This is a genomic window from Curtobacterium sp. NPDC088465, assembly GCF_044753165.1.
Classification (GTDB): Bacteria; Actinomycetota; Actinomycetes; order Actinomycetales; family Microbacteriaceae; genus Curtobacterium.
In genome coordinates this window covers 166,415-191,952 of record NZ_JBIVMR010000003.1, presented here as the reverse complement: position 1 = coordinate 191,952, position 25,538 = coordinate 166,415, and the positions used below count along the sequence as shown (strand labels likewise).

Below are 25,538 nucleotides of genomic sequence, written 5' to 3'. Positions count from 1 at the left end.
TGGGCAGCATGACCACCTTCAGATCCGTCACCGTGCTCGGCGCCGGCGTCCTCGGCACCCAGATCGCCCTCCAGACCGCCCGACACGGCATCCCCGTCGTCGTGTACGACATCAGCGAGGACGCGGTCGCCGCCGGTCGTGAGCGACTCGCGGGCATCGTCGAGCAGTACCTCGGCGACGTCGGGCAGGACGCCCGACCGGACGCCGACGCCGCCGTCGCGCGGATCACCTTCGACACCGACCTCGCCCGGGCCGTCGGTGGGGCCGAGCTCGTCGTCGAGGCGGTCCCCGAGCGACTCGAGACCAAGCGCGAGGTCTACGGCCGGCTCGCCGAGGTGGCGCCGGCGGAGACCGTCTTCGCGACGAACTCGTCGACCCTGCTGCCGAGCGCGATCGCGGACGCGACCGGCCGCCCTGACCGCTTCCTCGCGCTGCACTTCGCCAACCACGTCTGGCGGCAGAACACCGCCGAGGTGATGGGGACCGAGCAGACCGACCCCGAGGTGTTCGAGCGCGTCGCGACGTTCGCCGAGGAGATCGGCATGGTCCCGATCCGCCTGCACAAGGAGCAGCCGGGCTACGTGCTCAACTCCCTGCTCGTGCCGCTCCTCGACGCCGCCGCGGGCCTGGTGCTCCGCGGGGTGGCCGACCCCGCCACGATCGACACCACCTGGCAGATCGGGACCGGCAGCCCGGTCGGGCCGTTCCGCATGTACGACGTCATCGGGCTCCGCACCGCGCACGCGGTCGCGAGCGCGTCCCCCGAGCCCGGCGCGCAGGCCTGGGCCGCGTACCTGCAGTCGGAGTACCTCGACCAGGGCAAGTACGGCGTCGAGTCGGGTGAGGGGTTCTACCGCTACCGCTGACGCGAGCAGGCCTGACGCGAGCAGGCCTGCCGTTGCGCACGCCGGACGTGAGCACCCCTAGGATCTCGGGATGGAACTCGTCGCCCCCTCCCCCGAGTACTACCCGTCCTTCCGCCGCGCCCTGCAGGAGTGGGACGGTGCCCACCAGGACGGCGCCGGGATCCGGGACGCCGCGGCGCTGCAGGACCGAGCGGGCTTCGAGCGCTGGGTCGACCAGCTCCTGGCCGAGGAGACGACCCCGGCCAGCCCCGACCACGTGACGTGCACCTACCGCTGGATGGTCGAGGGTGACGAGTACCTCGGCAGCGTCGCGCTGCGGCACGAGCTCAACGACTTCCTCCGCTCGTACGGCGGGCACGTCGGGTACGGCGTCCGGCCCTCGGCCCGGGGCCGGGGCCTGGCGTCCGCGGCGCTCGCCGAGGTCGTCCGCGCGGCTGCCGAGCGCGGGCTGCCCGAGGTCATGCTGACGTGCGACGCGACGAACCCCGCGTCCCGCCGGGTCATCGAGCACGCCGGCGGCCGGTACGAGCGCAGCGTGGTCGACCCGGACGGGCACACCCTGCTCCACCACTGGATCCGCACCGGTGCGCACGCGCACCCCGACGTCACCGAGGTGGACATCGTCGGCGGCCCCGAACCGCTGACCGTCGGGCTCCAGGACCACGATCCCGCCTGGTCCGCCCGCTACGAGGAGCACCGTGCACGGATCGCCCACGCCCTGGACGGCCAGCACGTCACGATCGAGCACATCGGCTCGACGTCCGTGCCGGGACTCGCCGCGAAGCCGATCGTCGACGTCGCGGTCGCCGTGCCGGACGTCACCGACGAGGCCGCGTACCTCACCCCGCTGCTCGCCGACGGGTACGAGCTCCGGGTGCGCGAGCCCGGGCACCGCCTCGTCCGCACGCCCGAGCGCGACGCGCACGTGCACGTGTACGAGCACGGCGCTGCCGAGCTCGACGACTACCTGCTGCTCCGCGACCAGCTCCGCCGCGACGACACCGACCGGCAGCGGTACGAGGACACCAAGCGTGCGCTGATGGAGCAGTCGTGGGACGACACGAACGCCTACGCCGACGCGAAGACCGCCGTGATCACGGACATCCGGTCCCGAGCGCGCGCCGCGGTCGTGCGCATCCGTCCGGTGCGGTCGACGGACGCCGCTGCGTGGCAGGCCCTGTACGCCGGCTACCGCGCGTTCTACCGACTGCCGGAGGACACCGAGGCCGTCCGGACCACCTGGCAGTGGGTGTCGACGGGTGCACACGGGCTGACCGGCCTGGTCGCCGAGGACGCCGACGGCCACCTGCTCGGGCTCGCCGACCTCCGACGGTTCGCCCGCCCGTCGTCGGCGACGACCGGCCTGTACCTCGACGACCTGTTCACGGCTCCCGACGCCAGGGGGCGCGGCGTCGCGACGGCACTGCTGCACGAGGCGGCGGCCACCGCCGCTGCCGAGGGCGCGAGCGTCGTCCGCTGGATCACCGCCGAGGACAACGCGACCGCGCGGGCGGTCTACGACCGCGTCGCCGCGGCGACCCCGTGGGTCACCTACGACATGCGGCCGTCCGCGGACTGACCGAGCGGCGGACGGGAGGCTCGCGGCCGGACCGCACCGCGCCTCCCGTCCGGCACGTCCCGGGTCGGGAGGTCCGTGGCGGTACCGCACCGCGCCTCCCGTCCGGCCCGCGCCGGCAGGCTCCGGCCCGCTCCGGCCCGCTCCGGCATGCTCCGGCACGAGCGAAGGGCACCGGTCCGCTCGCGCGGGCCGGTGCCCTCCGTGCTCACTCGACGCTCACCGGAGCGCTCGCCGAGGCGTTCGTGCGCCGACCGTGGTCGGCGGTCGGGTCAGCCGATCGACAGCGCGGTCCAGGAGACCGGGGGCAGCTCGATCGTGATCGTGTCGCCGTCGCGACGGACGGTCTCGTTCGTGCGGAGTCCGACGCGCTCGCGGCCCTCGAGGTCGTTGACGGCGTGCACGTCGTCGTCCCAGATGCCCTCCGCGCGGACGTCACCGTCGGCGCCGATGCCGGCCAGGTCGATCGTGACGGTCGTCGACTCGGTCTGGTGACGGTTCACCAGGAAGACCGCTGCCCTGCCGTCCTCGACCGTCGCGGCGGAGTCGACCACGGGGACCTCGCCGTACTTGCCGCCGTCGACCGTGTCACCCGAGGCCTTGACCTGCAGCGACGTGCCGTTCGCGAGCTTCGAGGTGAGCGAGAACGGGAAGAACGTCGTCTGGCGCCAGGCCGGGCCGCCGGGCTCGGTCATGATCGGGCCGATGACGTTGACGAGCTGCGCGAGACTCGCCGACGCGACGCGGTCGGCGTGCCGGAGCAGCGAGATGAGGAGCCCACCGACGACGACGGCGTCCGCGACGGTGTAGACGTCCTCGAGCAGGCGCGGCGCGACCGGCCAGTCCTGCAGCTCGAAGGTCTTCTGCTGCTCGTTCCACTTGCTGATCGACCAGACGTTCCACTCGTCGAACGAGATGTCGATGCGCTTGTCCGACTTCTTGTGCGCCTTGACGTGGTCCGCCGCGGTGGTGACGGTGTCGATGAAGTGGTCCATGTTGACGCCCGAGGCGAGGAACGTCGACATGTCGCCGTCCTCCTCGTAGTAGGCGTGCGCCGAGATGTAGTCGACGTCGTCGTAGGTGTGCTCGAGGACCGTGCGCTCCCACTCGCCGAACGTCGGCATCGAGGCGCCGGACGAACCGCAGGCGACCAGCTCGAGGTCGGGCTGGATCTGTCGCATGGCCTTCGCGGTCATGGCGGCGAGCTTGCCGTAGTCCTCGGCGTTCTTGTGGCCGAGCTGCCACGGGCCGTCCATCTCGTTGCCGAGGCACCACATCGTGATGGCGAAGGGCTCCTGGCGGCCGTTCGAGCGGCGGTACTCGCTGAGCGCGGTGCCGGCGTCGATGTTCGCGTACTCGAGGAGCTCGATGGCCTCCTGCGTGCCGCGGGTGCCGAGGTTCACGGCGAGCATGAGCTCGGAGTCGACCGCGTCGAGCCAGTGCTGGAACTCGTGCAGGCCGACCTCGTTGGTCTCGGTCGAGTGCCAGGCGAGGTCGAGGCGACGGGGGCGCTGCTCGACGGGCCCGACGCCGTCCTCCCACTTGTAGCCGGAGACGAAGTTGCCACCGGGGTAGCGGATCGCGGAGACGTTCAGCTCCTTGACGAGGTCGATGACGTCCTTGCGGAAGCCGTGCTCGTCGGCGGTCTCGTGTGCCGGCTCGTGGATGCCGTCGTAGACGTGGCGCCCGAGGTGCTCGACGAACCCACCGAACAGGCGACGGCGCACCGGCCCCACGGTGAACGCGGCGTCGAGGACGAGGTGTGTGCGAGGCATGGATCTCCTTTGATCAGCGTGGGGGCTCGTGGTGCGACGTGATCGGCCCGGAACGAAAGTGAGCGCTCACGTCCCCATGAACGCTAGCGGGTTCCGGGCGGATGGGGAAGCGGGGACGCGCCCCGGTCGTGACCTTCACGAAAGGGGTGGCGCACCCCCGGACCTGCCGCTACTGTGAGCGCTCACGGAGCAACGACCGCTCCGCTCGGCCCGTCCCGATGGAGTGATGCCATGCCGATCCGACCAGCCGTACCCACCCCGCAGTCCCGCGGCGGTGCCTTCACCCGCAGGACCCTGCTCGCCGGTGCAGCCGCCGGCGCCGCGGTCCTCCCCCTCGCCGCGTGCTCGAGCCCGCTCGCCGCCGGCGTCGCCGGTGCCCCGCTGAACCCCGAGACCCTCGTCTTCTGGAACCTCTTCGGCGGTGGCGACGGTGTCCGTATGCAGACGATGGAGGCCGGCTACGCGAAGCAGCACGGCGGGCCGTCCTCGCTGCAGGCGACGACGTTCGCCTGGGGCAACCCGTACTACTCGAAGGTCACACTGGCCACCGTCGGGAACAAGCCGCCGGACGTCGCGATCGCCCACCTGACCCGTGCGAAGCCGCTCTGGGACGGCGGGCTGCTCGACCCGATCACCGAGGACGACCTGGCGAGCGTCGGCCTGAGCGCCAGCGACTTCAACCAGAAGGCCTGGACCGCGCAGAAGACCGACGGCAAGAACATCTGCGTGCCGCTCGACACGCACCCCTTCGTGCTCTTCTACAACGTTGACGTGTGCCAGAAGGCCGGGCTCATCGACTCCGACGGCAACCTGAAGGACCTCGACGGGCTCGAGAACTTCGAGGCCGCGCTGGCCGCCGTCGCGAAGGTCACCGGCGGCACCGCGCTCAACGTCGCGAACGTCAGCGAGGTCGCGACCCCGTGGCGCTTCTTCTGGTCGATGTACAACCAGATCGACGGCGCGACGCCGTTCATCAGCGACGGGGGCGCGAAGCTCACCGTCAACGAGGACGCGTACACGAAGGTCACCGACATGACCCAGAAGTGGGTGAAGGAGGGCTGGCTGAACAAGGGGCTCGACTACGCCACCGCCCAGACGCTGATGTTCACCGGCAAGGCGGGCTTCTTCATGCAGGGCGAGTGGGAGATCAGCACCGCGCAGTCCATCAAGGGGCTGAAGTTCGGCATGGTCCCCGTCCCGCAGCTGTTCGACAAGCCGGCGACGCAGGCCGACTCGCACACGTTCATCCTGCCGCGGAAGGACCGGACGCCCGAGCAGCGCAAGGCGCACATGCTCTTCATCAAGCAGATGCTCGAGCAGAGCCTGACCTGGGCCGAGGGCGGGCACGTCCCCGCGTACATGCCCACGTTCGACAGCACCGCGTTCAAGGACCTCAAGCCGCAGTCCAACTACGCCTCGGCAGCCGAGTCCGCCGTCTTCGACGACCCCGCCTGGTACGGCGGATCGGGCTCGACCTTCGAGAACACCGTCGGCGCCCAGCTCGCACTGGTGCAGCAGGGCAGCAGCTCGCCCGCCCAGGCGCTCGCGGCCATCAAGGACCAGCTCGCCACCTACCTCAACACCCCGAGCCCGCTGTGACCGGGCACGCCTCCCCGACGACCGACGTGAACACCGCGCGAAAGGCACGATGACGTGACCGCTGCACCAGTTCTCACCCGACCCACGGACGCTGCCGCGGTCACCCGTGGCACGCGCCCCCGCGTGAACTCCACCAACCGGGGACAGGGCCGCACCGGCTGGCTCTTCCTCGCGCCCTTCGGCCTGTTCTACCTGGCCTTCCTGCTCGGTCCGACGGTCTGGATGATCGTCACGAGCTTCTTCAACACCTCGACCGTCCGCACCGGGCTCGGCAGCTTCGCGGGCTTCGCGAACTACGCCGAGATGCTCGGTCGCGCCGACTTCTGGTCGTCGCTCTGGCACACCCTGCAGTTCACGCTCTACACGACGCCGCCGCTGGTGATCCTGGCCTTCGTCTTCGCCGTGCTGACGAACCGGATGAACCGCGGGCAGTGGTTCTTCCGCCTGGCGTTCTTCCTGCCGTTCATCCTGCCGTCGGCGACGATCTCGCTCATCTGGGTGTTCATCTTCACCCCGGCGACGGGCCTCTTCGCCTCGATCCAGCAGGCGATCGGCCTGACCCCGGGTGCGGGTGTGCTCGCGAGCCCGAACACGGCCATGATCGGCGTCGCGATCGCCACCGTGTGGTGGACCCTCGGCTTCAACTTCGTGCTGTACCTGGCCGGCCTGCAGGAGATCCCCCGCGAGCTGTACGAGGCCGCCGCGGTCGACGGTGCGTCCAGCTGGCAGCAGATCAAGTCGATCACGCTGCCGCTGCTCGGCCGCACGACGACGCTGGTCATCCTGCTGCAGATCATCGCGAGCCTGAAGATCTTCGACCAGGTGTACCTGATGACGAACGGCGGCCCGGGCATCTCGACCCAGGTCTCGCTGCAGCTCATCACCGGCGTCGGCTTCACCGACAACCGTCTCGGCGCCGCGTCCGCCGCGTCGGTGCTCCTGTTCATCGTGATCGTCGCGATCGCGGTCATCCGGCAGCTCGTCGAGCGCGCTGCCGCCAAGCGAGAGATCGGGGCCTGACATGACCGCCACCGAGAGCATCACCACGTCGCGTCCGCGGAAGCTGCGCTCCGGCGTCTCGGCAGCCGCTCCCGCGAACGCGGCGAAGATCGGCGTCTCCGGCAAGGGCTTCAACACCGCCGCCGCGATCATCCTGACGGTGTTCGCGATCATCTGGCTCATCCCGAGCCTGTTCGCCCTGAAGACGTCACTGTCCGACAACGGGGTCGCGGCCCTGGGCGCGAACGCGATCCTGTCGAACTGGAACCCGACGCTGCACTCCTACGCGTCGCTGTTCCGGTCCGGCGACATCTGGAACTGGTACCTCGCCAGCGGCGTGACGAGCCTCGTCACCACGGCGCTGACGGTGCTGTTCGCCTCGATGGCGGCCTTCGCGCTGTCCCGTCTGGCGTTCCGCGGCCGGAACGTCGCGTTCCTGCTCATCATCCTGGGCATCATGATCCCGACGCAGGTCCTGATCATCCCGATCTTCCAGGAGCTCAACGCGGTCAACCTGCTCAACACGTACTGGTCGGTGATCTTCCCGCAGGTGCCGGCCGTGATCGCGGTCTTCATCTTCAAGCAGTTCTTCGACGGCATCCCGAAGGAGCTCGAGGAGGCGGCGCGCATCGACGGTGCGGGCATGTGGAAGATCTACTGGTCGGTGATCATGCCGCTGTCCCGTCCGGTGATCGCCGCGGTCGCGATCCTGACCTTCGTCGGGGTGTGGAACAACCTGCTCCTGCCGCTGTTCGTGCTGTCGAACCCGGACCTCATGACGATCCCGGTCGGGCTCGCCACGGTGCAGGGCAGCTTCGGGCAGCGCTACGCCGACATCCAGGCCGGCGCGATCCTGGCGGCGCTGCCGCTGATCATCCTCTACCTGGTCTTCCAGCGGCAGATCGTGGAGGGCGTGACGGGCTCGGGCCTCAAGGGCTAGACGCTCCGCGTCGACGGACGGGAGGCACGGTGCCAGCTGGCACCGTGCCTCCCGTCCGTCGTGCGCGTGGTCGGACCGGGCGTCCCTGGTGGACGCGGGCGTGCCTGGTCGAAGCGGGCGTCCCTGGTCGAAGCGGGCGTGCCTGGTGCTCCTGAACGACCAGGTACGCCCGAGATCGCATTGCATCGCGCCTGTCTTGGGAAGGAACGGGCGGCGCGAGGGCAGGTCAGAGCGGGTCGAGCCGCGTCCGCAGCAGGCAGAACTCGTTCCCCTCGGGGTCCTGCAGCACGTGCCAGGACTCCTCGCCGGTCTGTCCGACGTCTGCGGGTCGGGCACCGAGCGCGAGCAGCCGCTCGAGTTCGGCCTCCTGGTCGCGATCGACCGGCGAGAGGTCGAGGTGGAGCCGCAGGGTCTGGGTCGGCGCGTGCTCGACCCGGTTGAGGATGATCGTCGGGGTCGCGCCGCCGAAGCCCGATGCGGGCCCGATCTCGATGCCGTCGTCGTCCTTCCCGAGTTCGACGTAGTCCAGGACCGCGCACCAGAAGCGCGACAACGCCTCGGGGTCGCGGCAGTTCAGCACGAGTTCGCTCAGTCGACTGCTCATGCCCGCACGCTACGCGGGGACGTTCAGGCGGGGACGACCTGGCGCGCGTCGTGCTTCCAGAACCCGGAGAAGGTGATCCGGGTCTTCGGCAGACCGGCACGGTGCAGGTGTCGCCGGCCCTCGGTCGCGAGCCGCGACTCCCCGACCACGAAGGCGTACCCACGGTCGTCGGCGGGCACGTACCGCTGCAGTTCGGCGAGCGCCGCGCGTCCGGGGACGTCGTGCTCGGTGTCCGCCCGGACGATCCACGTCACCGTGACACCGACCGGGGCGTCGAGCACGCGGACGTCGGCGGCGGTCGGGACCTCCTGGATGATGCGGCCGACGGCGTCGCGCGGCAGCGACGCCGCGATGCCGACGACGGCGGGCAGGCCGGTCTCCTCGGCGGCGACGACGACCTCGCCGGCGTCATCCGGGCAGTCGAAGATGCAGCCCTGGTCGAGCATCGCGAGCTCGTCGCCGGGACGGGCACCGCAGGCCCAGATCGCCGCGCGGCCCTCGGGCTCGCCGTCGGCGTCGCAGTGCACGACGAAGTCGACGTCGAGCTCGCCGACCTCGGGACGGAAGGCCGCGACCGTGTAGTTCGCGCAGTGGGGACGGACGTCCTCGGGGATGGCGAGGAACGACGGCCACCAGCGGCGACCGTCCAGGTCGGGCATCCGGAAGGCGTCCTGGTCGGGGCGCGGCACGAACAGGCGGAACCAGTGGTCGAAGCCGAGGAACGGGAACTCGTGCAGGTCGTCGCCCGTCACGGTGACCCGCTGCACCGACGGGGTGTGCCGGACGGAGCGGAGCACCCGAGCACGGAAGAGCCGGGGTGCCTCGGGCATGAGCCGCGGGATCTTCGCCATGAAGGGAAGGCTACCCTAAGCTGGCCTGCGTGCCATCCCCCGAAACCGTCCTGACGCCCGACCGGGCCGCCCGGAGCGAGGCCCCGCCGCGTGCCGACGGCGTGCACCGCCGGGCCGTCCGTCGTCGGCTGCTGGTGGTCGTGGCCCTGGTCGTCGCGCTCGTCGTCGCCGCGGTCGCGAGCATGCTCCTCGGGAGCAACCGGCTCGGCGTCGACCAGGTGCTCGCGGGGCTGACGCGCAGCGGATCGAGCACCGCCGAGGCCGTCGTCTGGGGTTCCCGCATCCCGCGCACCCTGATCGGGGCGGCCGTCGGCGCAGCGCTCGGCATCGCCGGGCTCCTCATGCAGGGCCACACCCGGAACCCGCTCGCCGACCCCGGGCTGTTCGGCGTCTCCTCCGGCGCCGGGCTCGCGGTCGTGCTCGGCGTGTACGTCTTCGGGGTGACGAGCACCGGGGCCACCGTCTGGTTCGCCCTCGTCGGGGCCGTCGTCGCGAGCGTCGTCGTGTTCTCGGTGACCGTCGCCGGCAGCGGCACCGCGAGCCCCGTGCCCCTCGCCCTGGCCGGGGCCGCCGTCTCCGCCCTGCTCGGGGCGATCACGTCGTTCATCGTCCTGACCGACCAGGACTCCCTCGACGCCTACCGCCTGTGGGTGGTCGGGTCGCTCGCCTCCCGGCAGCTCGACGTGCTCGTGGCCGCGGCACCGTTCCTGCTCGTCGGCGCCGTGCTCGCGGTCTGGAACACCCGCGCCCTCGACGCCCTGGGGCTCGGCGCCGAGCTGGCGAAGGGCCTCGGCGAGAACGTGCTCGTCGCCCGGCTCGTCGGGCTCGGCGGCATCACGCTCCTGGCGGCCGGTGCCACCGCCGCCGCCGGACCGATCGGCTTCGTCGGCCTCACGGTGCCGCACGTCGCCCGCGCCCTGGTCGGGACCGGGCACCGCTGGACGCTCCCCGTGTCGGCACTCGTCGGCGCTGCACTCGTGCTCGTCGCCGACGTGGTGGGCCGACTGGTCGGCGGGTTCTCCGAGGTCGAGGTCGGCATCGTGCTCGCCGTGCTCGGCGGTCCGGTCTTCGTCGCCGTCGCCCGTCGCCGATCGCTGGTGTCCCTGTGAGCGCCGCCACGGACGGACGGCTCGAGGCCGAGCGCGCGGTACCGTCCGGCACGGACCGTCCGCCCGCCGGTCGCCGTGGTGTCCGGATCGGCCCGGTCGGACTCGCCTGGCGTCCGCGGGTGCTCGGCTGGACGGTCGGTTCGCTCGCCGTCGCCCTGGCCCTGGTGGTGCTCGGCGTCGCGGTCGGCAGCACGTTCATCGCGCCGGGCACCGTCGTCCGCGCACTGCTCGGCGCCGAGGACGGCCCCGAGGGCTTCATCGTCACCACGCTCCGACTCCCCCGCGTGCTCACCGGCGCCCTGGTCGGCCTGGTGCTCGGGACGGCCGGCGCGCTGACCCAGACGGTGACCCGGAACCCGCTCGGCACGCCGGACATCATCGGCGTGACCTCGGGAGCGAGCGTCGGCGCGGTCGCCGCGATCGTGCTCGGCGGTGGCACCTACTCGGTGTCGGCGGTCGTCCTGAGCGGCGGCATCCCGGTGGCGGCGACGATCGGCGCACTCGTCGCCGCGGCCGCCGTGTACGGCCTCGGCTGGCGGGGCGGCGTGCAGAGCTACCGGTTGGTGCTCGTCGGCATCGGGGTGAGCGCGACGCTCGACGCCGTGACGAGCTACCTGCTCGTCCGCGCGAAGATCACCGTCGCCACGGCGGCGTCGCAGTGGCTCGTCGGCAGCCTGTCGAGCACCTCGTGGACGACGGTCTGGCCGCTCCTGCTCGTCGCAGCGGTCTGCGTCCCGATCGCCCTCGCCACCAGCGCCGCGCTCGGCATCGGGCAGCTCGGCGACGAGGTCGCGACCGGCGTCGGACTCGGCGTGCAGCGCCACCGGCTGCTCGTCCTCGCCCTGGCGGTCGTCCTCACCGCCGCCGCCGTCGCCGCCGCCGGACCGATCGGCTTCGTCGCGTTCGTCGTCCCCCAGGTGGCCCTGCGGCTGGCCGGGACGAACCGTCCGCCACTGCTGCTCGCGGGGGCGCTCGGGACGGTCCTCGTCCTCGGCGCCGACCTGCTCGCGCGCTCCGCCTTCCCGTGGCAGGTGCCCGTCGGCATCGTGACCACCGTCGTCGGGGCCCCGTACCTGATCTGGCTCCTCGTCCGCCATCGCAAGGAGATGTCCCGATGACCGCCACCACGACCGACGGCAGGACCGCGGGCGCACCGGACGCGACCACCGACCGGAGCGCGGGCGGCGCCTCGACCGGCACCGTGCCTCCCGTCCTCGAGGCCCGCGGACTGTCCGTCGGCTACGACCGCGACCCCGTCCTCCGCGACCTGGACCTGCGGATCGAGCGCGGGACGGTGACGACGTTCCTCGGCGCGAACGGGTGCGGGAAGTCGACGCTCCTCAAGGCGTTCGGCCGCGTGCTGAAGCCACGGTCGGGCGAGGTGCTGCTGGACGGCTCCCCCATCCGCCGGGAGCCGAACCGCGCCGTCGCCCGGCGGCTCGCGATCCTGCCGCAGACGCCGGTGGCTCCCGCCGGCACGAGTGTCCTCGACCTCGTGATGCGCGGACGGAACCCGCACCAGTCGTGGGCGAAGCCGTGGACGGCCGACGACGCCGACGTCGCCGAGCAGGCCATCGCGGCGACCGGGCTGACCGACGTCGCGCACCGCGACGTCGCGAGCCTGTCCGGCGGCCAGCGGCAGCGCGCCTGGATCGCCCTCGTGGTGGCGCAGCAGGCGGAGACCCTGCTGCTCGACGAACCGACGACGTACCTCGACCTCGCGCACCAGCTCGACGTGCTCCGGCTCGTGCGGCGCCTGAACCGCGAGCAGGGGTCGACCGTCGTGATGGTGCTGCACGACCTGACGCTCGCGGCGCGGTACTCGGACCGGCTCGTCGTGCTGCACGACGGCGGTGTCGTCGCCGACGGCACGCCGCAGGACGTCCTGACACCCGCCGTGCTGCAGACCGCCTTCGGGCTGCACGCCCGCGTCGTGCCGGACCCGGTCACCGGCGCGCCGATGATCGTGCCCGAAGCAGACGAGCACGAAGCGGACGAGCACGAGGCGGACGAGCACGAGGCTCCACGCGCCTGACCGCCGCCGATCCGGGTCCGTGTTCTCGTCCGATGCTGGCGGGTCTCTCAGAGTTAGGTTAGGCTCTCCTAACGTGAAGATCCCCCGCCGCGGCTCCCTGCGCGCCGCCCTCGTGACCTCCGTGGCCGTCTCGGCCCTCCTCCTCACCGGCTGCTCCGGTGCGAACGACGAAGCCGGCTCCGGCGACACCGCGGGCACGGGCTCGGCCGCCTCCGGTCCCTGGTCGTACGAGGACGCCACCGGCACGACCGTGAAGACCGACAGCACCCCGAAGCGCGTCGTCGTCCTCAACGACGTCGCCATCTCGTTCATCGAGTACGGGCTGCGCCCGGTCGGCACCTTCGGCCAGCTGACGATGGCGAAGGACAAGCGGTTCGCCGACCTCGACACCGACGGCATCACCCAGCTCGGCGAGGCGTACGGCGACATCGACCTCGAGGAGCTCGCGGCCCTGAAGCCCGACCTCGTCGTCACGTCGGTGTACCCGAAGGACGAGCAGGGCACGCTCGACACGACCCAGCCCGGCTACGGCTTCAAGGACAAGGAGCAGCAGCAGCAGGTCGAGGCGATCGCACCCGTCGTCCAGGTGAAGTGGGGCGGCAAGGGCGAGGACGTCATCGAGACCATCGCCGACCTGGCCGAGTCGCTCGGTGCCCCCGAGTCGAAGGTCCAGGCCGCCGAGGACCGCTTCGACGCGGCCGAGGACACCCTCGAGCAGGCCGCGGAGTCGAGCGACGTCTCCGTGGTGTCGATGTTCGCCGACGGCTCCGGCGCGTACGTCACCCGCCCGAGCGACGAGCCGAGCCTGCAGATGTACTCGTCGTTCGGTGTCGACTTCGTGGACCCGAAGCCGAAGGGCTTCTACTGGGGCGTCTACTCGTGGGAGAACGCGGGGCAGATCACCGGTGACGTGCTCCTGCTGTCGCAGCAGGGCTACCAGGTCGCGGACCTCGAGAAGCAGCCGACCTTCGCCGACAACGCCGCGCTCGAGGCGGGCCAGGTCCACAGCTGGACCTTCCCGGCGCTCGACTACGCATCGCAGGCGGACTACATGTCGAAGCTCGCGGGCTGGCTCGAGGACAGCAAGAAGGTCTCGTAGCGACCCACGTGCGGACGGGAGGCGCGGTGCCGGCTGGCACCGCGCCTCCCGTCCGTCACGGGGTCGCTCCGCAGCGGACGATCAGCCGGCGGGCAGCGCCGCGTTCACCGCCGTCTGTGCCTGCCGCCACACGTCCGCCCGGGACCCGGCGTAGGTGCCGCCCTGGCCGCTCCCGACGTACCGCAGGTTCGTCTTCCCGCCGTCGGTGTTGCCCTGCCAGTACGCGGTCACCGCCCGCGAGGTCCCGCCGACGAGCCAGATCTGGTCCGCCGCGTCGGTCGTGCCCGTCTTGCCGAACAGCGTCGCCCCGTCGAGGGTCTGCCCACCCGACGCCGTGCCGCCGCGGAACGCACCCTGCATCACCGCGAACGCCTCGGCCGCGACCGACGCCGACACCGCCTGCGTGCAGGACCGCGGCTGCCCACCGAGGGCCGTCCCGTCCGGCCCGGTGACCTGGTCGACGACGACCGGGGCGCAGTACACGCCGCCGTTCGCGATCCCGGCGTAGGCGGCCGCCATCGTCAGCGGTGCGATGCTCGTCGTCCCGAGGATCGCCGCCGGGTTCGCCGGCAGCTCCCCACCCGTCGCCGGGTGGACACCCAGTCGCGCGGCGGTGTCGCGGATGTCGCAGAGATCGAGCTGCGACGCCATGTCCGCGTAGGCTGCGTTCACCGACTGGGCCGTCGCCGCGCGGACCGAGTACGGCCCGGTCTGCCCCGGCGAGTCGTTCTTCGGGTCGTACGGGGCGTCCAGCGTGACCCGCTGCCCGCACTGCGTCCACGTGGCGCGAGCCTTCCGCGTCCCGTCCACCACCGTGTCGGGGCTCCGGCCGGACTCGAGCCACTGCAGCAGCGTGAACATCTTGTAGGTCGAGCCGACCTGGAACCCCTTCGAGCCGCCGTTCGACTCGTCGGTGGCGTAGTTGAGCGAGGTCGCCGTCGCCGGTGCGTCGGCCGACCGGTCGAAGTCCTTGTTCTGCGCCATCGTCAGCACGCGACCGGTGCCCGCCTCGACGGTGTCGAGCGTCGCACCGAGGGCGAGCCGGCTCTCGGTCGCCGGGTCGTGCAGGGCGAGCAGGTCCTTCTGCTGGGTGTTGAGGTCGAGGTCGAGGGTGGTCTGCACCCGGTACCCGCCCGTGCGCCACGCGGCGGCGCGGGCACCGGGGTCGGCGCCGAGCTGCGGCAGCTCCTTCGCCACCTGTTCGGCGTACGCGCAGAAGAACTCCGCGCCGCGCACCGCCGACTCGCACCCCTGCTGCGGCGCCGTGAGGCGGACGTAGTCGGCGGGACGGGACGCGAGCGCCGTCGCGAGGTCCGCGTCGCTCAGGTGCCCCTGCTCGTGCATCGAGCGGAGGATGACGTCCCGCCGCGCCTGGTTGTCGGCGTGGTGCTCGGGCGTCGACAGGTCGCGGCGCTCGGGCCACTGCACGATGGCGATCAGCGACGCGGCCTCGGCCGGGGTCAGGTCGGAGGCGTCCTTGCCGTAGTACCGCTGCGCGGCTGCCTGCACGCCGTAGGTCTGGTCGCCGAAGTACGCGATGTTCAGGTAGGCGGCGAGGATCTCGTCCTTCGAGTACTCCTTCGCGAGTCCGATCGCCAGCTTCACCTCGGCGAGCTTGCGCTCCGGGCTCTTCTTCGTCGCCTCGCGGTAGCCGGCCTCGCGCTCCTCGGCGGTCGGCAGTTCGCTCGCCTGCTGGATCTTGATGTTCCGCACGAGCTGCATCGTGATGGTGGAGCCACCGGACCCGCCCTGCCCGCCGGAGGCGATGACGCTCGCGACCGACCGCACGAGGCTCGTCGGGTCGACGCCGCCCGTCTCGCGGAAGCGCTTGTCCTCGCCGTCGATCGCGGCGTGCTCGAGGGTGTCGCTGATCTGGTCGAGCGACAGCTCCTGGCGGTTCTGGTCCCACACGTCGACCAGGTGCACGGGCTGCCCGCCCTGGTACGCCCAGATCTCGTTGCGCTCGGGCAGGTCACCGATCTCGATGTACTCCGGCATCGAGTCGAACAGGTCGATCGCCGAGGTCGTCCCCACGCCGGCCACCGCGAGCACCGGTGTCACCCCGACCCCGACCAGCAGCCCCGCCAGCACGCTGCCGCCGACGAAGCCCAGGGCGGCCCCGGTCGCACGTCGCATCGTCATGTCTCCCCCTCGTCGTCCCGCCCCCGTCGTCCGGAGGCGTCGGGTGACCCTCCCAACGCTGTTCGGACGTCTGCCCGGGGTTCCCCGGGCAGAACCGGCACGACCGCTGGGAAAGGACCGAGTCGGTACGGATCGTTACCGCAAGGGCTCCCGCCGTCACCGTCCCGTGACCCGACCGTGACCGCGTCGTGACCGTGCGCTCGTCGGTACGCTCGGGGGATGGGGACCGGACGGTGGCACGAGGACGTGCTGGGGGCCTCCTTCGAGCGCCTCGAGCTCCCGCTCGGCGAGGACGGTGAGGGACCGGTCGTCGCGACCCTGGTGCGGCGCCGGCGGTCACCGAACGACCTGCTGCTGCACGCCCGCGGCCCCCTGCACGGCGTGGACGTGCTGTACGTGCACGGCTGGTCCGACTACTTCTTCCAGGTGGAGCTGGCGGAGCACCTCGAGCGGCTCGGAGCGCGCTTCCACGCCCTCGACCTGCGGAAGTACGGCCGGAGCCTCCGCCCGCACCAGACGCCCGGGTTCGTCGACGACCTGGCCGTGTACGACGAGGACATCGGTGCCGCCCTCGACGCGATCGCCGCCGAGCACCACGGCGGTCCGCGCCGACGACTCGTCCCGATGGGGCACTCCACCGGCGGGCTGACCCTGGCGCTCTGGGCCGCGCGGCACCCCGACCTCGTCGACGGCCTCGTGCTGAACAGCCCGTGGCTCGAGTTCCAGGCGAGTGCACTCGGCCGGGCGATCGTCACGCCGGTGATCAAGCTCGGAGCGAAGCGGAACCCGCTCGCGCCGATGCCCGCGGTCGACCCGGGCTTCGCGACGCGGACGGTGTCCGCCACGGGCGAGGGGTCGTGGACCTACGACCAGCGCTGGCGGCCCGAACGGGGCTTCGCCCTGCACCCCGGGTGGCTCGCCGCGGTGTTCGCCGGGCAGGAACGGGTCGCGCAGGGGCTCGGCATCGCGGTGCCGACCCTCGTGCTGCTCAGCGACAAGAGCATGCTGCAGCCGCGGTGGGACGACGCGATGACGCGCGCCGACGTCGCGCTCAACGTGGACGTGGTCGCGCACCGGGCCCTGTCGCTCGGCGCCGAGGTGACCGTCCGGCGCCTGCACGGGGCCCTGCACGACGTGGTGCTCTCCGCGCCCGAGGTCCGCGACCAGGTGTGGGACGTGCTCGGGCGCTGGGCCACGACGCTCCCGCGCTGAGCACCGCCCGGGGGTGTCCCTCAGCCGATCCGCTGGACCGCCAATCGGGTCGCCGCGGCCACCAGGGCGTCCGACGGCTCCGCGTCCGCCCGCTCGTGCGCCGTGAACACGACGAGCACGACGGGGTCCCGGCCCGGCGGCCGGACGACGGCGATGTCGTTGCGCACCCCGTACGAGGCGGTCCCGGTCTTGTCCGCGACCGACCAGCCCCCGGGGACGCCCGCCCGGATCGTGCCCTCACCGGTGGTCGTCCCCGACATCGACGACCGCAGCAGCTCGCGGTCCCCGGCGTCGAGCGCGTCGCCGACGAGCACCGCCCGCAGGTCGCTCGCCGACTGCGCCGGGGTCGTCGTGTCCCGCGGGTCGCCCGGGGCCGCCGTGTTGAGGTCGGGCTCGACGCGGTCCACCCGGGTCACGTCGTCCCCGATCCCCCGCAGCCACCGCGACACCCCGCCCACCCCGCCGAGCCGCTCCACGAGCAGGTTCGCAGCCGTGTTGTCGCTCTCGCGCACCGCCGCGTCGACGAGCGCCCGGACCGTCATGCCCTCGTCGACGTACCGACTCGTGACGGGTGCGTACTCGAGCAGGTCGCCCCGTCCGTAGTGCACGACCTCGTCGAGGTCCTCGCCGCTCGACGCGTCGAGGACCGCCGCGGCGATGAACGCCTTGTTCGTCGAGGCGAAGGCGAACCGCTCGTCCGCCCGGTACCCGACGCTGCTGCCGTCCGCCGTGTCGATCGCGACGACGCCGATCCGGGCGTCGTCCCGCTCCTCGAGCGCGGCGAACGCGCGGGACGTCGCCGCGTCCGCGGTCGCGGTCGGTGTCGGTACCGGTACCGGTACCGGCGTCGTGGTCGCCGTCGGAGCGCCGCCCGCCGTGCCCGAGGGGTCGCCACCACCACTGCCGCTGCACCCGGCGAGCGTCAGCGCGGCCACCGCCGCGATCGTGGCCAGGGTCGTCCTCGTCGTCCGCACGCTGACGAGCATGCCGACCCCGCCCGCGATCCACCTGCACGTCGCGTCCCGCCGTGCGAGCGACGCGGCCACGGTCGGACGGGAGGCACGTGGCGGTGCCACCCCGCGCCTCCCGTCCGGTGGTGGCGGACCCGGGACGCGTGGTCGGGGTCCGCACGCGCCTCTCGTCCGGCGGGCGACGTCAGGAGCGCGACAGGCGCGTGACCGTCGCGTGTGCGCCGTGCTGCAGGAGCCCGTCGAGCGCGTCGCGGTACGCCGCGACGAACCGGTCGTCGTCGACCAGGTCGCCGAACACCTGGCGGTCCTGCAGGAAGGCGAGCCGGTCCTCGTCCTGCCGCCGCGCGGCCGCCGTCAGCCGGTCGGCGACGCGGTCCACGACCTGGATCGGCTGCCCGTCCTCGTCGGTGCCCTCCGCGTAGCGCGCCCACGAGGCGACGATGCCGGCCGAGAGCGCGACGGGACCTCCGGATGCGAGGTTCTCGCGGACCACCGGGAGCAGCCACTTCGGGATGCGGTCGCTCGACTCGGCGCAGAGCCGGGCGAGGGTGTCGCGGACCTCGGGGTTCCGGAAGCGCTCGATGAGCGTCGCCGTGTAGTCGTCGAGGTCGATCCCGGGGACCGCGTGGAGCGTCGGGGTCGCCTCCTCGGCCATGTAGCGGCGGAGGAAGGTGGCGATCGCCTCGTCCTGCGTGGCCTCGTGGGCGTAGCGGTACCCGGACAGGTACCCGAAGTAGCAGAGCCCCTGGTGGCTGGCGTTGAGGAGCCGGAGCTTCATCAGTTCGTACGGCTCGACGTCGTCGACGAGCTGCACGTCGGCGTCCTCGTACCGGGGGCGGCCGGCGGGGTGGTCGTCCTCGAGCACCCACTGGAAGAACGGCTCGGCGACGACCGGCCAGGCGTCCTCGATGCCGAGCTCGTCACGGACCCACGCCCGGTCCTCGTCGGTCGTGACCGGGGTGATCCGGTCGACCATCGAGTTCGGGAACGACACGTGCTCGCCCATCCACGCCGCGAAGGCCGGGTCCTGCAGGCGGGCGTAGGCGGTGAACATCTGCCGAGCGACGTGCCCGTTGCCCTGGATGTTGTCGCACGACATCACCGTGAACGGCTCGAGACCCCGGTCGCGACGACGCCGGAGCGCCTCGACCACGAGGCCGAAGACCGTCCGCGGCGGGGCGTCCCCGCGCAGGTCCGCTGCGACACCCGGTTCGTCCGCGACGAACTCCCCCGTGACGTGGTCGAAGTTGTAGCCGCCCTCGGTGATGGTCAGGCTGACGATCCTGGTGTCCGGGTGCGCCATCTTCTCGACGACCGCGTCCGGGTCGTCCACCGCGAGCAGGTACTCGACGATGCTGCCCACGACCCGCGACTCCCGCGTGCCGTCCGGGTGCTTGAGCACGAGCGTGTAGAGGCCGCCCTGCTCCGCCATCGCGGCGGCCATGCGACGGTCCTGCTCGAGCACACCGACACCGCAGATGCCGTACTCGCGGGCCTCGCCCTGCTGCAGGAGCCGGTCCACCACCATCGCCTGGTGCGCACGGTGGAAGCCGCCGACGCCGAAGTGCACGATCCCCGGGGTGATCCCGTCGCGGTCGTAGCTCGGCACGGCGACGCCGCTCGCGGCGATCCGGTCCAGGGTCTCCGGGCTCAGGCGGACGGTCATGGGTACTCCTTCGTACGGCGGTCGCGAGCCCCCAGTCTGGCAGCCGGAACCGGTGTGCGGAACCGGTGTTCCGACCCGACGCATCCGGATCGACCCGCGACCCTCCGTGCCCGGGGGACGAACCTGAGGGAGCGCTCGGAGAAGGTGCACCGAGTGCATCGATGCACCTAGTGTTGGCACACGTGACCACCACCGACCGTCGTGCCGCGCTCAAGGCGAAGCACCGTGCCGCGATCCTGCAGGCAGCGCGGGACCTGGTCGACGAACGCGGCGGACGCGGTTTCGGCGTCGACGACCTGGCATCGCGTGCCGACATCGCGCGACGGACCGTCTTCAACCACTTCGCGTCGCTCGACGAGGTCCTGCTCGCGGTGTGCGAGCAGGAGCTCTCGGTGATCATCGACCGGTTCCTGGCCGACATGGCCCGGACCCCGATCGGTGACGGCAGCCGCGCGTCGATGTTCGAGGAGCTCGAGTCGGCCGCACGCGGGGCCGACCTGGCGCCGGCGATCTCCGGGATGTACCGGATCATCGGTGAACCGGGGAAGGAGGACCCGAAGGCCGCGGTCCTCACCCAGACCGCGTTCTCGCGGGTCACCGACCGGCTGCGCGACGAGGTCGCCCGGCGACACCCGGGTGCGGACCCGCTCGACACCGCGCTGCTCGTCGACTCGCTCATGAGCGGGATCGTCGTCATCGCCGACCACTGGCTCACCAACGACGGCCCCGAGCTCACCCCGGCGTCACTGACCGCCTGGGACGCCCTGCTGAGCAGACTCGTGCACAGCGTCCGCTCCGGCTACATGCCGGCCTCCTGACCACTCCCCCCGGGGTCCACCGGCGCACCCCGCACCACCACAGCACCTGACACGAAAGGACGGGGCAACCGCATGGCCGGTCTCCTCTACCGTCTCGGACGGTTCTCCGCACGACGCCACTGGCTGGTGATCATCGCCTGGATCGTCATCATGGGCATCGCGGGGCTCACCTACAGCCTGTTCGCGGGCACGATCTCCTCGTCGATCACGATCCCGAACACCAAGACGAGCCAGGTGCAGGACGAGCTGGCGGACAAGTTCCCGTCGGCGAACGGTGGCAACGGCACGCTGGTCTTCGAGACGACCGACGGCAAGGCGTCCACCGCGACGCAGCAGGCCGACGTCAAGGACTTCCTGGACGGGATCGCCGACCTCGACGGGGTGAAGGAGGTCCGTGACGGCTTCACCACGCAGGACCAGCTCGACGAGCAGCGGCAGAAGATCGTCGACGGGCGCCAGCAGATCGAGGACGGTCGCAAGCAGATCGAGGACGGCCAGGCCCAGCTCGACCAGCAGAAGGACCAGCTGGAGTCGGGCAAGCAGCAGATCGAGCAGGCGCAGGCGCAGCTCGACCAGCAGAAGGCCCAGGCCGAGGCGCAGGCCCAGGCCGCCGGGGCCGCCGCCGCGAACAGTGCGGCCGCGCAGGCCGGTCAGCAGCAGCTCGAGCAGGCCCAGGCGCAGATCGACGCCCAGCAGCAGCAGATCACCGCGGGCGAGCAGCAGATCGCCGACGCCCAGCAGGAGATCGACGACAACACGAAGAAGCTCGAGGACAACGAGCGCGAGCTGGAGCAGGGGTCCGACCTGCTCGACCTGTCGAAGGACATCCGCTTCGTGTCGTCGAACGGCGCTGCCTCGATCGGCACCGTGCAGTTCACGAAGTCGACCTTCGAGGTGCCGCAGGAGACCAAGCAGGAGATCTCCGACCGGGCCGAGAGCGCGAAGATCGACGGCGTCGAGGTGTACGTCTCGAACGACATCGCGCAGGGTGTCCCGTCGATCCTCGGCCCCGGCGAGATCGTCGGTGTCATCATCGCCGCGCTCGTGCTCTTCCTGATGCTCCGCACGGTCATCGGCGCCGCCATCCCGCTGCTGTCCGCCGTGCTCGGCGTCGGCGTCGCCACCCTCGCGTCGCTCTCGTTCTCGAGCCTGGTCGAGTTCATCTCGGTCACGCCGGTGCTGGGGGTGATGCTCGGCCTGGCGGTCGGCATCGACTACTCGCTGTTCATCCTCAACCGACACCGGACGCAGCTGAAGGCCGGCATGGGCGTCCACGAGTCCATCGGTCTCGCCAACGGCACCTCCGGCAACGCGGTGGTCTTCGCGGGCACGACCGTCATCGTGGCCCTGCTCGCGCTCAACATCACCGGGATCCCGTTCCTCGGCCTGATGGGCACCGTCGGCGCCGTCGCCGTGCTGTTCGCGATCCTCATCGCGACGTCGTTCACCCCGGCGCTGCTGTCCCTGCTCGGCATGCGCATCCTCCGGAAGAAGGAGCGGCAGCAGATCGGGCACACCGGGTCCGTCCGGGTGCCGAACAAGCCGATGTCGACCTGGCGCGCGGTCGTCACGCTCGTCGCCGGCGTCGCGGTGCTCGGCACGATCGCCCTCCCCGCCACGCAGATGCGCCTCGGCCTGCCGACCGGTGCCTCCGAGGCCACCGACTCGTCGCAGTACAAGGCGTACAAGGCGCTCGAGGACGAGTTCGGCGCCGGCCAGAACGGTCCGCTGCTCGTCGTGGCCGACCTGCCGGAGGCGATCGCGAAGGACGACGTCACCGCGACCGAGGTCACCATCGGCCAGGCGCTCGCGAAGAACGACGACGTCGAGGCCGTCCTGCCGATCGGCGCGTCGTCCGACCGCGACATCATCGCCTTCCAGGTCAAGCCCGCGGGCGGCCCGGACAGCGTCTCGACCGAGACCCTGGTCAAGGACCTGCGCGAGCAGACCGTGCAGACCGACGACGGCACGGTGACGCTCGGGGTCGCGGGCAACGCCAGCGCGAACATCGACGTGTCGGAGAAGCTCGCGAACGTGCTGCCGCTCTACCTCGTCGTGGTCGTCGGCCTGTCGCTGATCATCCTCATCGTCGTGTTCCGGTCGTTCCTCGTGCCGATCACCGCGACGGCCGGGTTCATCCTGTCCGTGCTCGCGTCCTTCGGTGGTCTGACGGCCATCTACCAGTTCGGCTGGCTGGGCTCCGTGTTCGGCGTGCACGACCCTGCGCCGATCCTGAGCTTCCTGCCCATCATCGAGATCGGCATCCTGTTCGGGCTCGCGATGGACTACCAGCTCTTCCTGGTGTCCGGCATGCGTGAGGCGTACGCGCACGGCGCCTCGGCCAAGGTCGCGGTGCAACGCGGTCTGCACGCCGGTCGCGCGGTCGTCACGGCAGCTGCGATCATCATGATCTCGGTGTTCGCGGGCTTCATCTTCTCGGAGTCCTCGACCATCAAGCCGATCGGCTTCGGCCTGGCGTTCGGCGTGCTGGTCGACGCCTTCGTCGTCCGGATGCTGCTCATCCCGGCGGTCATGCACCTGCTCGGGAAGAGCGCCTGGTGGATCCCGAAGTGGCTCGACCGGATCCTGCCGGACGTCGACGTCGAGGGCGCCAAGCTCGAGCGCTCGCACCCCGGCGACGACCGCGGCCACGGCGCCGAGCCCGCCGTCGCCGGTGCCACCGCCGGGGCCGGAGCCGGAGCACACCGCGGGTCGCACGCCGCCGACGTGGAGCCCGATGCGAACCCGCACGAGGGGCACACGCCGACGCACCGCGCCTAGGCGTCGAGCGTCCGCGGGGGCGCCAGCCCCACTGCACCGCCGGGAGGCCCGGTGCCGGTCCACGAGACCGGCACCGGGCCTCCCGTCCGTGTGCCGCGCGCGATCGCGCGTGCCGGGCGTACCGGGTGGAAACGGGCGTACCGGGCGGACCCGGGCGTACCGGGTGGGGTCGGGCGTACCCGGTGCAAACGGGCGTGCCGGGCGTACCCGGGCGTACCCGATGGGGCCGGGCGTACCCGGTGGAAACGGGCGTACCGGGTGGAAACGGGCGTACCTGGTCGTCCCGAAGGACCAGGTACGCCCGTTCCCGCCTCCCATCGCGGGTGTCATGGGAAGGAACGGGCACGGCCACGGGCACGGGCACGGGCACGGGCACGGCACGGCACGGCACGGCACAGTGGAACGTGCACGACCGCAGCACCGGGCGCCCGATCCGTTCGTGGACGAAGTACCGTGGACGCATGACCGCGCCCGACGTCGACCCCCTCGCCCTCGACCGGCAGCTCTGCTTCGCCCTGGCCGCCACGAGCCGCAGCGTCATCGGCCTGTACCGCGACCTGCTCGACCCGCTGGGCCTGACGCACCCGCAGTACCTCGTCATGCTCGCCCTGTGGGAGCACGACCCGCGATCGGTGCGCGAGATCGCCGCGGAACTCCGCCTCGACTCGGCCACGCTGAGCCCCCTGCTCAAGCGCCTCGAGGCATCCGGCTACGTCCGACGCCAGCGCAGCGCGGCCGACGAACGCCAGCTCGAGGTGTCGCTCACCACCGCCGGTCGGGCACTCCGCGAGCGGGCGAGCACCGTCCCGATCGCGGTGGCCGACCGGCTCGGCTGGCCGCTCGACCGGCTCGAGCGGCTGAAGGACGACCTGACGGAGCTGCTCGGACGCGTCGACGCACTCGACTGAGCAGATACTTCGTGGCAGAATGATTCGTGTACGAACGAAAGGACGGACCGTGGGTCGCTTCGGCAGCTGGTACGACCGCTGGAACCGCACGCTCATCGAGAAGATGGGCCCGTCGCAGATCGGCGCCGGACGCGACGAGGGCATCGACGACCGCAGCGTGGACCGTCCGTGCCCGATCTGCCAGCAGCCACTCTCGCAGCACACCGTGATCCGCCCCGAGGGCCAGGTCCGCTCGAGCACGCTGGTGTGCCCCGGTCGCTGAGGATCCGCCGTGCCGGGGGAATTGCCCCGCGCAACACGTGGTTGAACGGACACGTGAAGCTCTTCGAAGCCGCCGACCTCGGCGCACTCCACCTCCGCAACCGCATCGTCATGGCACCCCTCACCCGGACGCGCGCCGGTGAGCAGGGCATCCCCAACGACCTCCTCGTCGAGCACTACGCGCAGCGCGCCGGCCTCGGCATGATCATCACCGAGGGCACCTGGCCCGTGCAGGAGGGCCGCTCCTACCCCGGGCAGCCCGGCATCGAGACCGACGAGCAGGTCGCCGGGTGGCGCCGCGTGACGGACGCCGTGCACGAGCGCGGCGGCACGATCGTCATGCAGCTCATGCACGGCGGTCGCGTCTCGCACACCGACATCTCGCAGACCCCGCGCATCGTGGGCCCCTCGGCGATCGCCGCTCCGGGGCAGACGCACCTGGCCGACGGCTCGAAGGCCGACATGCCCGTGCCGCACGAGCTCACCACCGACGAGGTCCGCGAGGCCGTCCAGGGCTTCGTCCGCGCCGCTCGCAACGCGATCGCGGCCGGGCTCGACGGCGTCGAGGTGCACGGTGCGAACGGATACCTCGTGCACGAGTTCCTCTCCCCCGTGTCGAACACCCGCACCGACGAGTACGGCGGGTCCCCCGAGAACCGGGCGCGCTTCGCCGTCGAGGTCACCACGGCGATCGCGGAGGCCGTCGGCGCCGACCGCGTGGGCATCCGTCTGTCGCCGCAGCACAACATCCAGGGCGTGCTCGAGGAGGACGACGCCGACGTCCGTGCGACCTACACCGCCGTCGCCGAGGGCCTCGCGCCGCTCGGGCTGGCCTTCGTGGACGTCCTGCACGCCGAGCCGGCCAGCGAGCTCGTGCAGCACGTGCGCCGCACCGCAGGTGCCCCGTTCATCGCGAACTCGGGCTTCTCCTCGATGACCACCCGCGACGAGGCGATCACGCTGCTCGACGGTGACCTCGCCGACGCCGTCGCGGTGGGCCGGGCCGCCATCGCGAACCCGGACCTCGCCGAGCGCTGGGAGCAGGACGCGCCGCTCAACGAGCCGCGTCCCGAGCTCTTCTACGGTGCGAGCGCCGAGGGCTACACCGACTACCCGACGCTCGACCAGGTGCGCGAGCCCGTCGCGTAGTCGACGCGACCAGGGACGGACGGGGGGGGGGGGGGGGGGGGGGGGGGGCCCCCCCCCCCCCCCCCCCCCCCCCGCCCCGGGGGGCCCCCCCCCCCCCCCCCCCCCCCCGGGGGGGGGGGGCGCCCCCCGCCCCCCCCCCCCCCCCCCCCCCCCGACGTTGCGTCTTGCGGAGAGGGG

At 71.9% G+C, this 25,538-nt stretch carries 21 protein-coding genes; 15 read left to right on the top strand and 6 right to left on the bottom strand.

Features of this window, described 5'->3' with window-relative positions; all coding sequences use genetic code 11:
- The first annotated feature begins 8 nt into the window (after window positions 1–8).
- Together ACIP6W_RS12650 and ACIP6W_RS12645 are read left to right on the top strand one after the other, a co-directional pair.
- Window positions 9–866, top strand: coding sequence for a 3-hydroxyacyl-CoA dehydrogenase (locus ACIP6W_RS12650; RefSeq protein ID WP_400429899.1), 858 nt, complete (start codon window positions 9–11; stop codon window positions 864–866).
- Between the two features lie 70 nt (window positions 867–936).
- Window positions 937–2,445, top strand: coding sequence for a GNAT family N-acetyltransferase (locus ACIP6W_RS12645; RefSeq protein ID WP_400429897.1), 1,509 nt, complete (start codon window positions 937–939; stop codon window positions 2,443–2,445).
- Between the two features lie 269 nt (window positions 2,446–2,714).
- Here the strand turns inward: ACIP6W_RS12645 and ACIP6W_RS12640 are convergent, their stop codons facing one another.
- Window positions 2,715–4,217 carry an alpha-N-arabinofuranosidase gene (locus ACIP6W_RS12640; RefSeq protein WP_251154527.1) on the bottom strand — a complete coding sequence of 501 codons (1,503 nt, stop codon included), beginning with the start codon at window positions 4,215–4,217 and terminating at the stop codon, window positions 2,715–2,717.
- A gap of 231 nt (window positions 4,218–4,448) precedes the next feature.
- Between ACIP6W_RS12640 and ACIP6W_RS12635 the strand changes: the two genes are divergently transcribed.
- The 3 genes from ACIP6W_RS12635 (at window position 4,449) to ACIP6W_RS12625 (ending at window position 7,755) form a co-directional block, all read left to right on the top strand.
- Window positions 4,449–5,816 carry an extracellular solute-binding protein gene (locus ACIP6W_RS12635; protein WP_251154526.1) on the top strand — a complete coding sequence of 456 codons (1,368 nt, stop codon included), beginning with the start codon at window positions 4,449–4,451 and terminating at the stop codon, window positions 5,814–5,816.
- 123 nt (window positions 5,817–5,939) lie between these two features.
- On the top strand, window positions 5,940–6,836 hold the full coding sequence (locus ACIP6W_RS12630) for a carbohydrate ABC transporter permease (RefSeq protein WP_066655692.1): 897 nt from the start codon (window positions 5,940–5,942) through the stop codon (window positions 6,834–6,836).
- A gap of 1 nt (window position 6,837) precedes the next feature.
- Window positions 6,838–7,755, top strand: a complete 918-nt coding sequence (locus ACIP6W_RS12625) for a carbohydrate ABC transporter permease (protein WP_066655694.1) — start codon at window positions 6,838–6,840, stop codon at window positions 7,753–7,755.
- A gap of 226 nt (window positions 7,756–7,981) precedes the next feature.
- Here the strand turns inward: ACIP6W_RS12625 and ACIP6W_RS12620 are convergent, their stop codons facing one another.
- Both ACIP6W_RS12620 and ACIP6W_RS12615 read right to left on the bottom strand, forming a co-directional pair.
- Complete coding sequence (locus ACIP6W_RS12620; RefSeq protein WP_066655697.1) at window positions 7,982–8,359, bottom strand: VOC family protein; 378 nt, start codon at window positions 8,357–8,359, stop codon at window positions 7,982–7,984.
- 23 nt (window positions 8,360–8,382) lie between these two features.
- The gene (locus tag ACIP6W_RS12615) at window positions 8,383–9,210 is read right to left on the bottom strand and encodes a siderophore-interacting protein (protein ID WP_066655700.1); all 828 of its coding nucleotides are present in this window, start codon (window positions 9,208–9,210) and stop codon (window positions 8,383–8,385) included.
- A gap of 29 nt (window positions 9,211–9,239) precedes the next feature.
- On the opposite strand from ACIP6W_RS12615, the gene ACIP6W_RS12610 reads away from it, so the two are divergent.
- From ACIP6W_RS12610 to ACIP6W_RS12595, 4 genes are all read left to right on the top strand, one after another.
- Complete coding sequence (locus tag ACIP6W_RS12610; RefSeq protein ID WP_235426357.1) at window positions 9,240–10,319, top strand: iron ABC transporter permease; 1,080 nt, start codon at window positions 9,240–9,242, stop codon at window positions 10,317–10,319.
- Window positions 10,316–11,437 carry an iron ABC transporter permease gene (locus tag ACIP6W_RS12605; protein WP_209685674.1) on the top strand — a complete coding sequence of 374 codons (1,122 nt, stop codon included), beginning with the start codon at window positions 10,316–10,318 and terminating at the stop codon, window positions 11,435–11,437. The genes ACIP6W_RS12610 and ACIP6W_RS12605 overlap by 4 nt, the downstream gene beginning before the upstream one ends.
- Complete coding sequence (locus ACIP6W_RS12600) at window positions 11,434–12,354, top strand: ABC transporter ATP-binding protein (RefSeq protein ID WP_251161033.1); 921 nt, start codon at window positions 11,434–11,436, stop codon at window positions 12,352–12,354. Before ACIP6W_RS12605 ends, ACIP6W_RS12600 begins: the two co-directional genes overlap by 4 nt.
- Window positions 12,355–12,427: 73 nt before the next feature.
- A complete protein-coding gene (locus tag ACIP6W_RS12595) occupies window positions 12,428–13,453 on the top strand; it encodes an ABC transporter substrate-binding protein (protein ID WP_400429893.1) in 1,026 nt (341 codons plus the stop codon).
- Window positions 13,454–13,534: 81 nt separating this feature from the next.
- Here the strand turns inward: ACIP6W_RS12595 and ACIP6W_RS12590 are convergent, their stop codons facing one another.
- Complete coding sequence (locus ACIP6W_RS12590; protein WP_400429891.1) at window positions 13,535–15,595, bottom strand: transglycosylase domain-containing protein; 2,061 nt, start codon at window positions 15,593–15,595, stop codon at window positions 13,535–13,537.
- 219 nt (window positions 15,596–15,814) lie between these two features.
- Here ACIP6W_RS12590 and ACIP6W_RS12585 point away from each other — a divergent pair, with 219 nt between their 5' ends.
- Window positions 15,815–16,807 (top strand): alpha/beta hydrolase, encoded by a 993-nt coding sequence (locus ACIP6W_RS12585; protein WP_400429889.1) that lies wholly within the window; start codon window positions 15,815–15,817, stop codon window positions 16,805–16,807.
- Between the two features lie 20 nt (window positions 16,808–16,827).
- Here ACIP6W_RS12585 and bla read toward each other — a convergent pair whose 3' ends face one another.
- Both bla and ACIP6W_RS12575 read right to left on the bottom strand, forming a co-directional pair.
- The gene (gene bla, locus ACIP6W_RS12580; protein ID WP_400430129.1) at window positions 16,828–17,793 is read right to left on the bottom strand and encodes a class A beta-lactamase; all 966 of its coding nucleotides are present in this window, start codon (window positions 17,791–17,793) and stop codon (window positions 16,828–16,830) included.
- 169 nt (window positions 17,794–17,962) lie between these two features.
- Complete coding sequence (locus ACIP6W_RS12575) at window positions 17,963–19,444, bottom strand: mannitol dehydrogenase family protein (RefSeq protein ID WP_400429887.1); 1,482 nt, start codon at window positions 19,442–19,444, stop codon at window positions 17,963–17,965.
- A gap of 182 nt (window positions 19,445–19,626) precedes the next feature.
- Between ACIP6W_RS12575 and ACIP6W_RS12570 the strand changes: the two genes are divergently transcribed.
- The 5 genes from ACIP6W_RS12570 (at window position 19,627) to ACIP6W_RS12550 (ending at window position 25,361) form a co-directional block, all read left to right on the top strand.
- The gene (locus ACIP6W_RS12570) at window positions 19,627–20,262 is read left to right on the top strand and encodes a TetR/AcrR family transcriptional regulator (protein WP_158407762.1); all 636 of its coding nucleotides are present in this window, start codon (window positions 19,627–19,629) and stop codon (window positions 20,260–20,262) included.
- Between the two features lie 72 nt (window positions 20,263–20,334).
- Window positions 20,335–23,043, top strand: a complete 2,709-nt coding sequence (locus tag ACIP6W_RS12565) for an MMPL family transporter (RefSeq protein WP_400429885.1) — start codon at window positions 20,335–20,337, stop codon at window positions 23,041–23,043.
- A gap of 461 nt (window positions 23,044–23,504) precedes the next feature.
- Entirely contained in the window at window positions 23,505–23,951 is a 447-nt protein-coding gene (locus ACIP6W_RS12560; protein ID WP_400429883.1) for a MarR family winged helix-turn-helix transcriptional regulator, read from the top strand.
- A 49-nt stretch (window positions 23,952–24,000) separates the two neighbouring features.
- A complete protein-coding gene (locus tag ACIP6W_RS12555) occupies window positions 24,001–24,213 on the top strand; it encodes a hypothetical protein (protein ID WP_400429881.1) in 213 nt (70 codons plus the stop codon).
- 53 nt (window positions 24,214–24,266) lie between these two features.
- On the top strand, window positions 24,267–25,361 hold the full coding sequence (locus ACIP6W_RS12550) for an alkene reductase (RefSeq protein WP_209685658.1): 1,095 nt from the start codon (window positions 24,267–24,269) through the stop codon (window positions 25,359–25,361).
- Window positions 25,362–25,538: the final 177 nt, after the last annotated feature.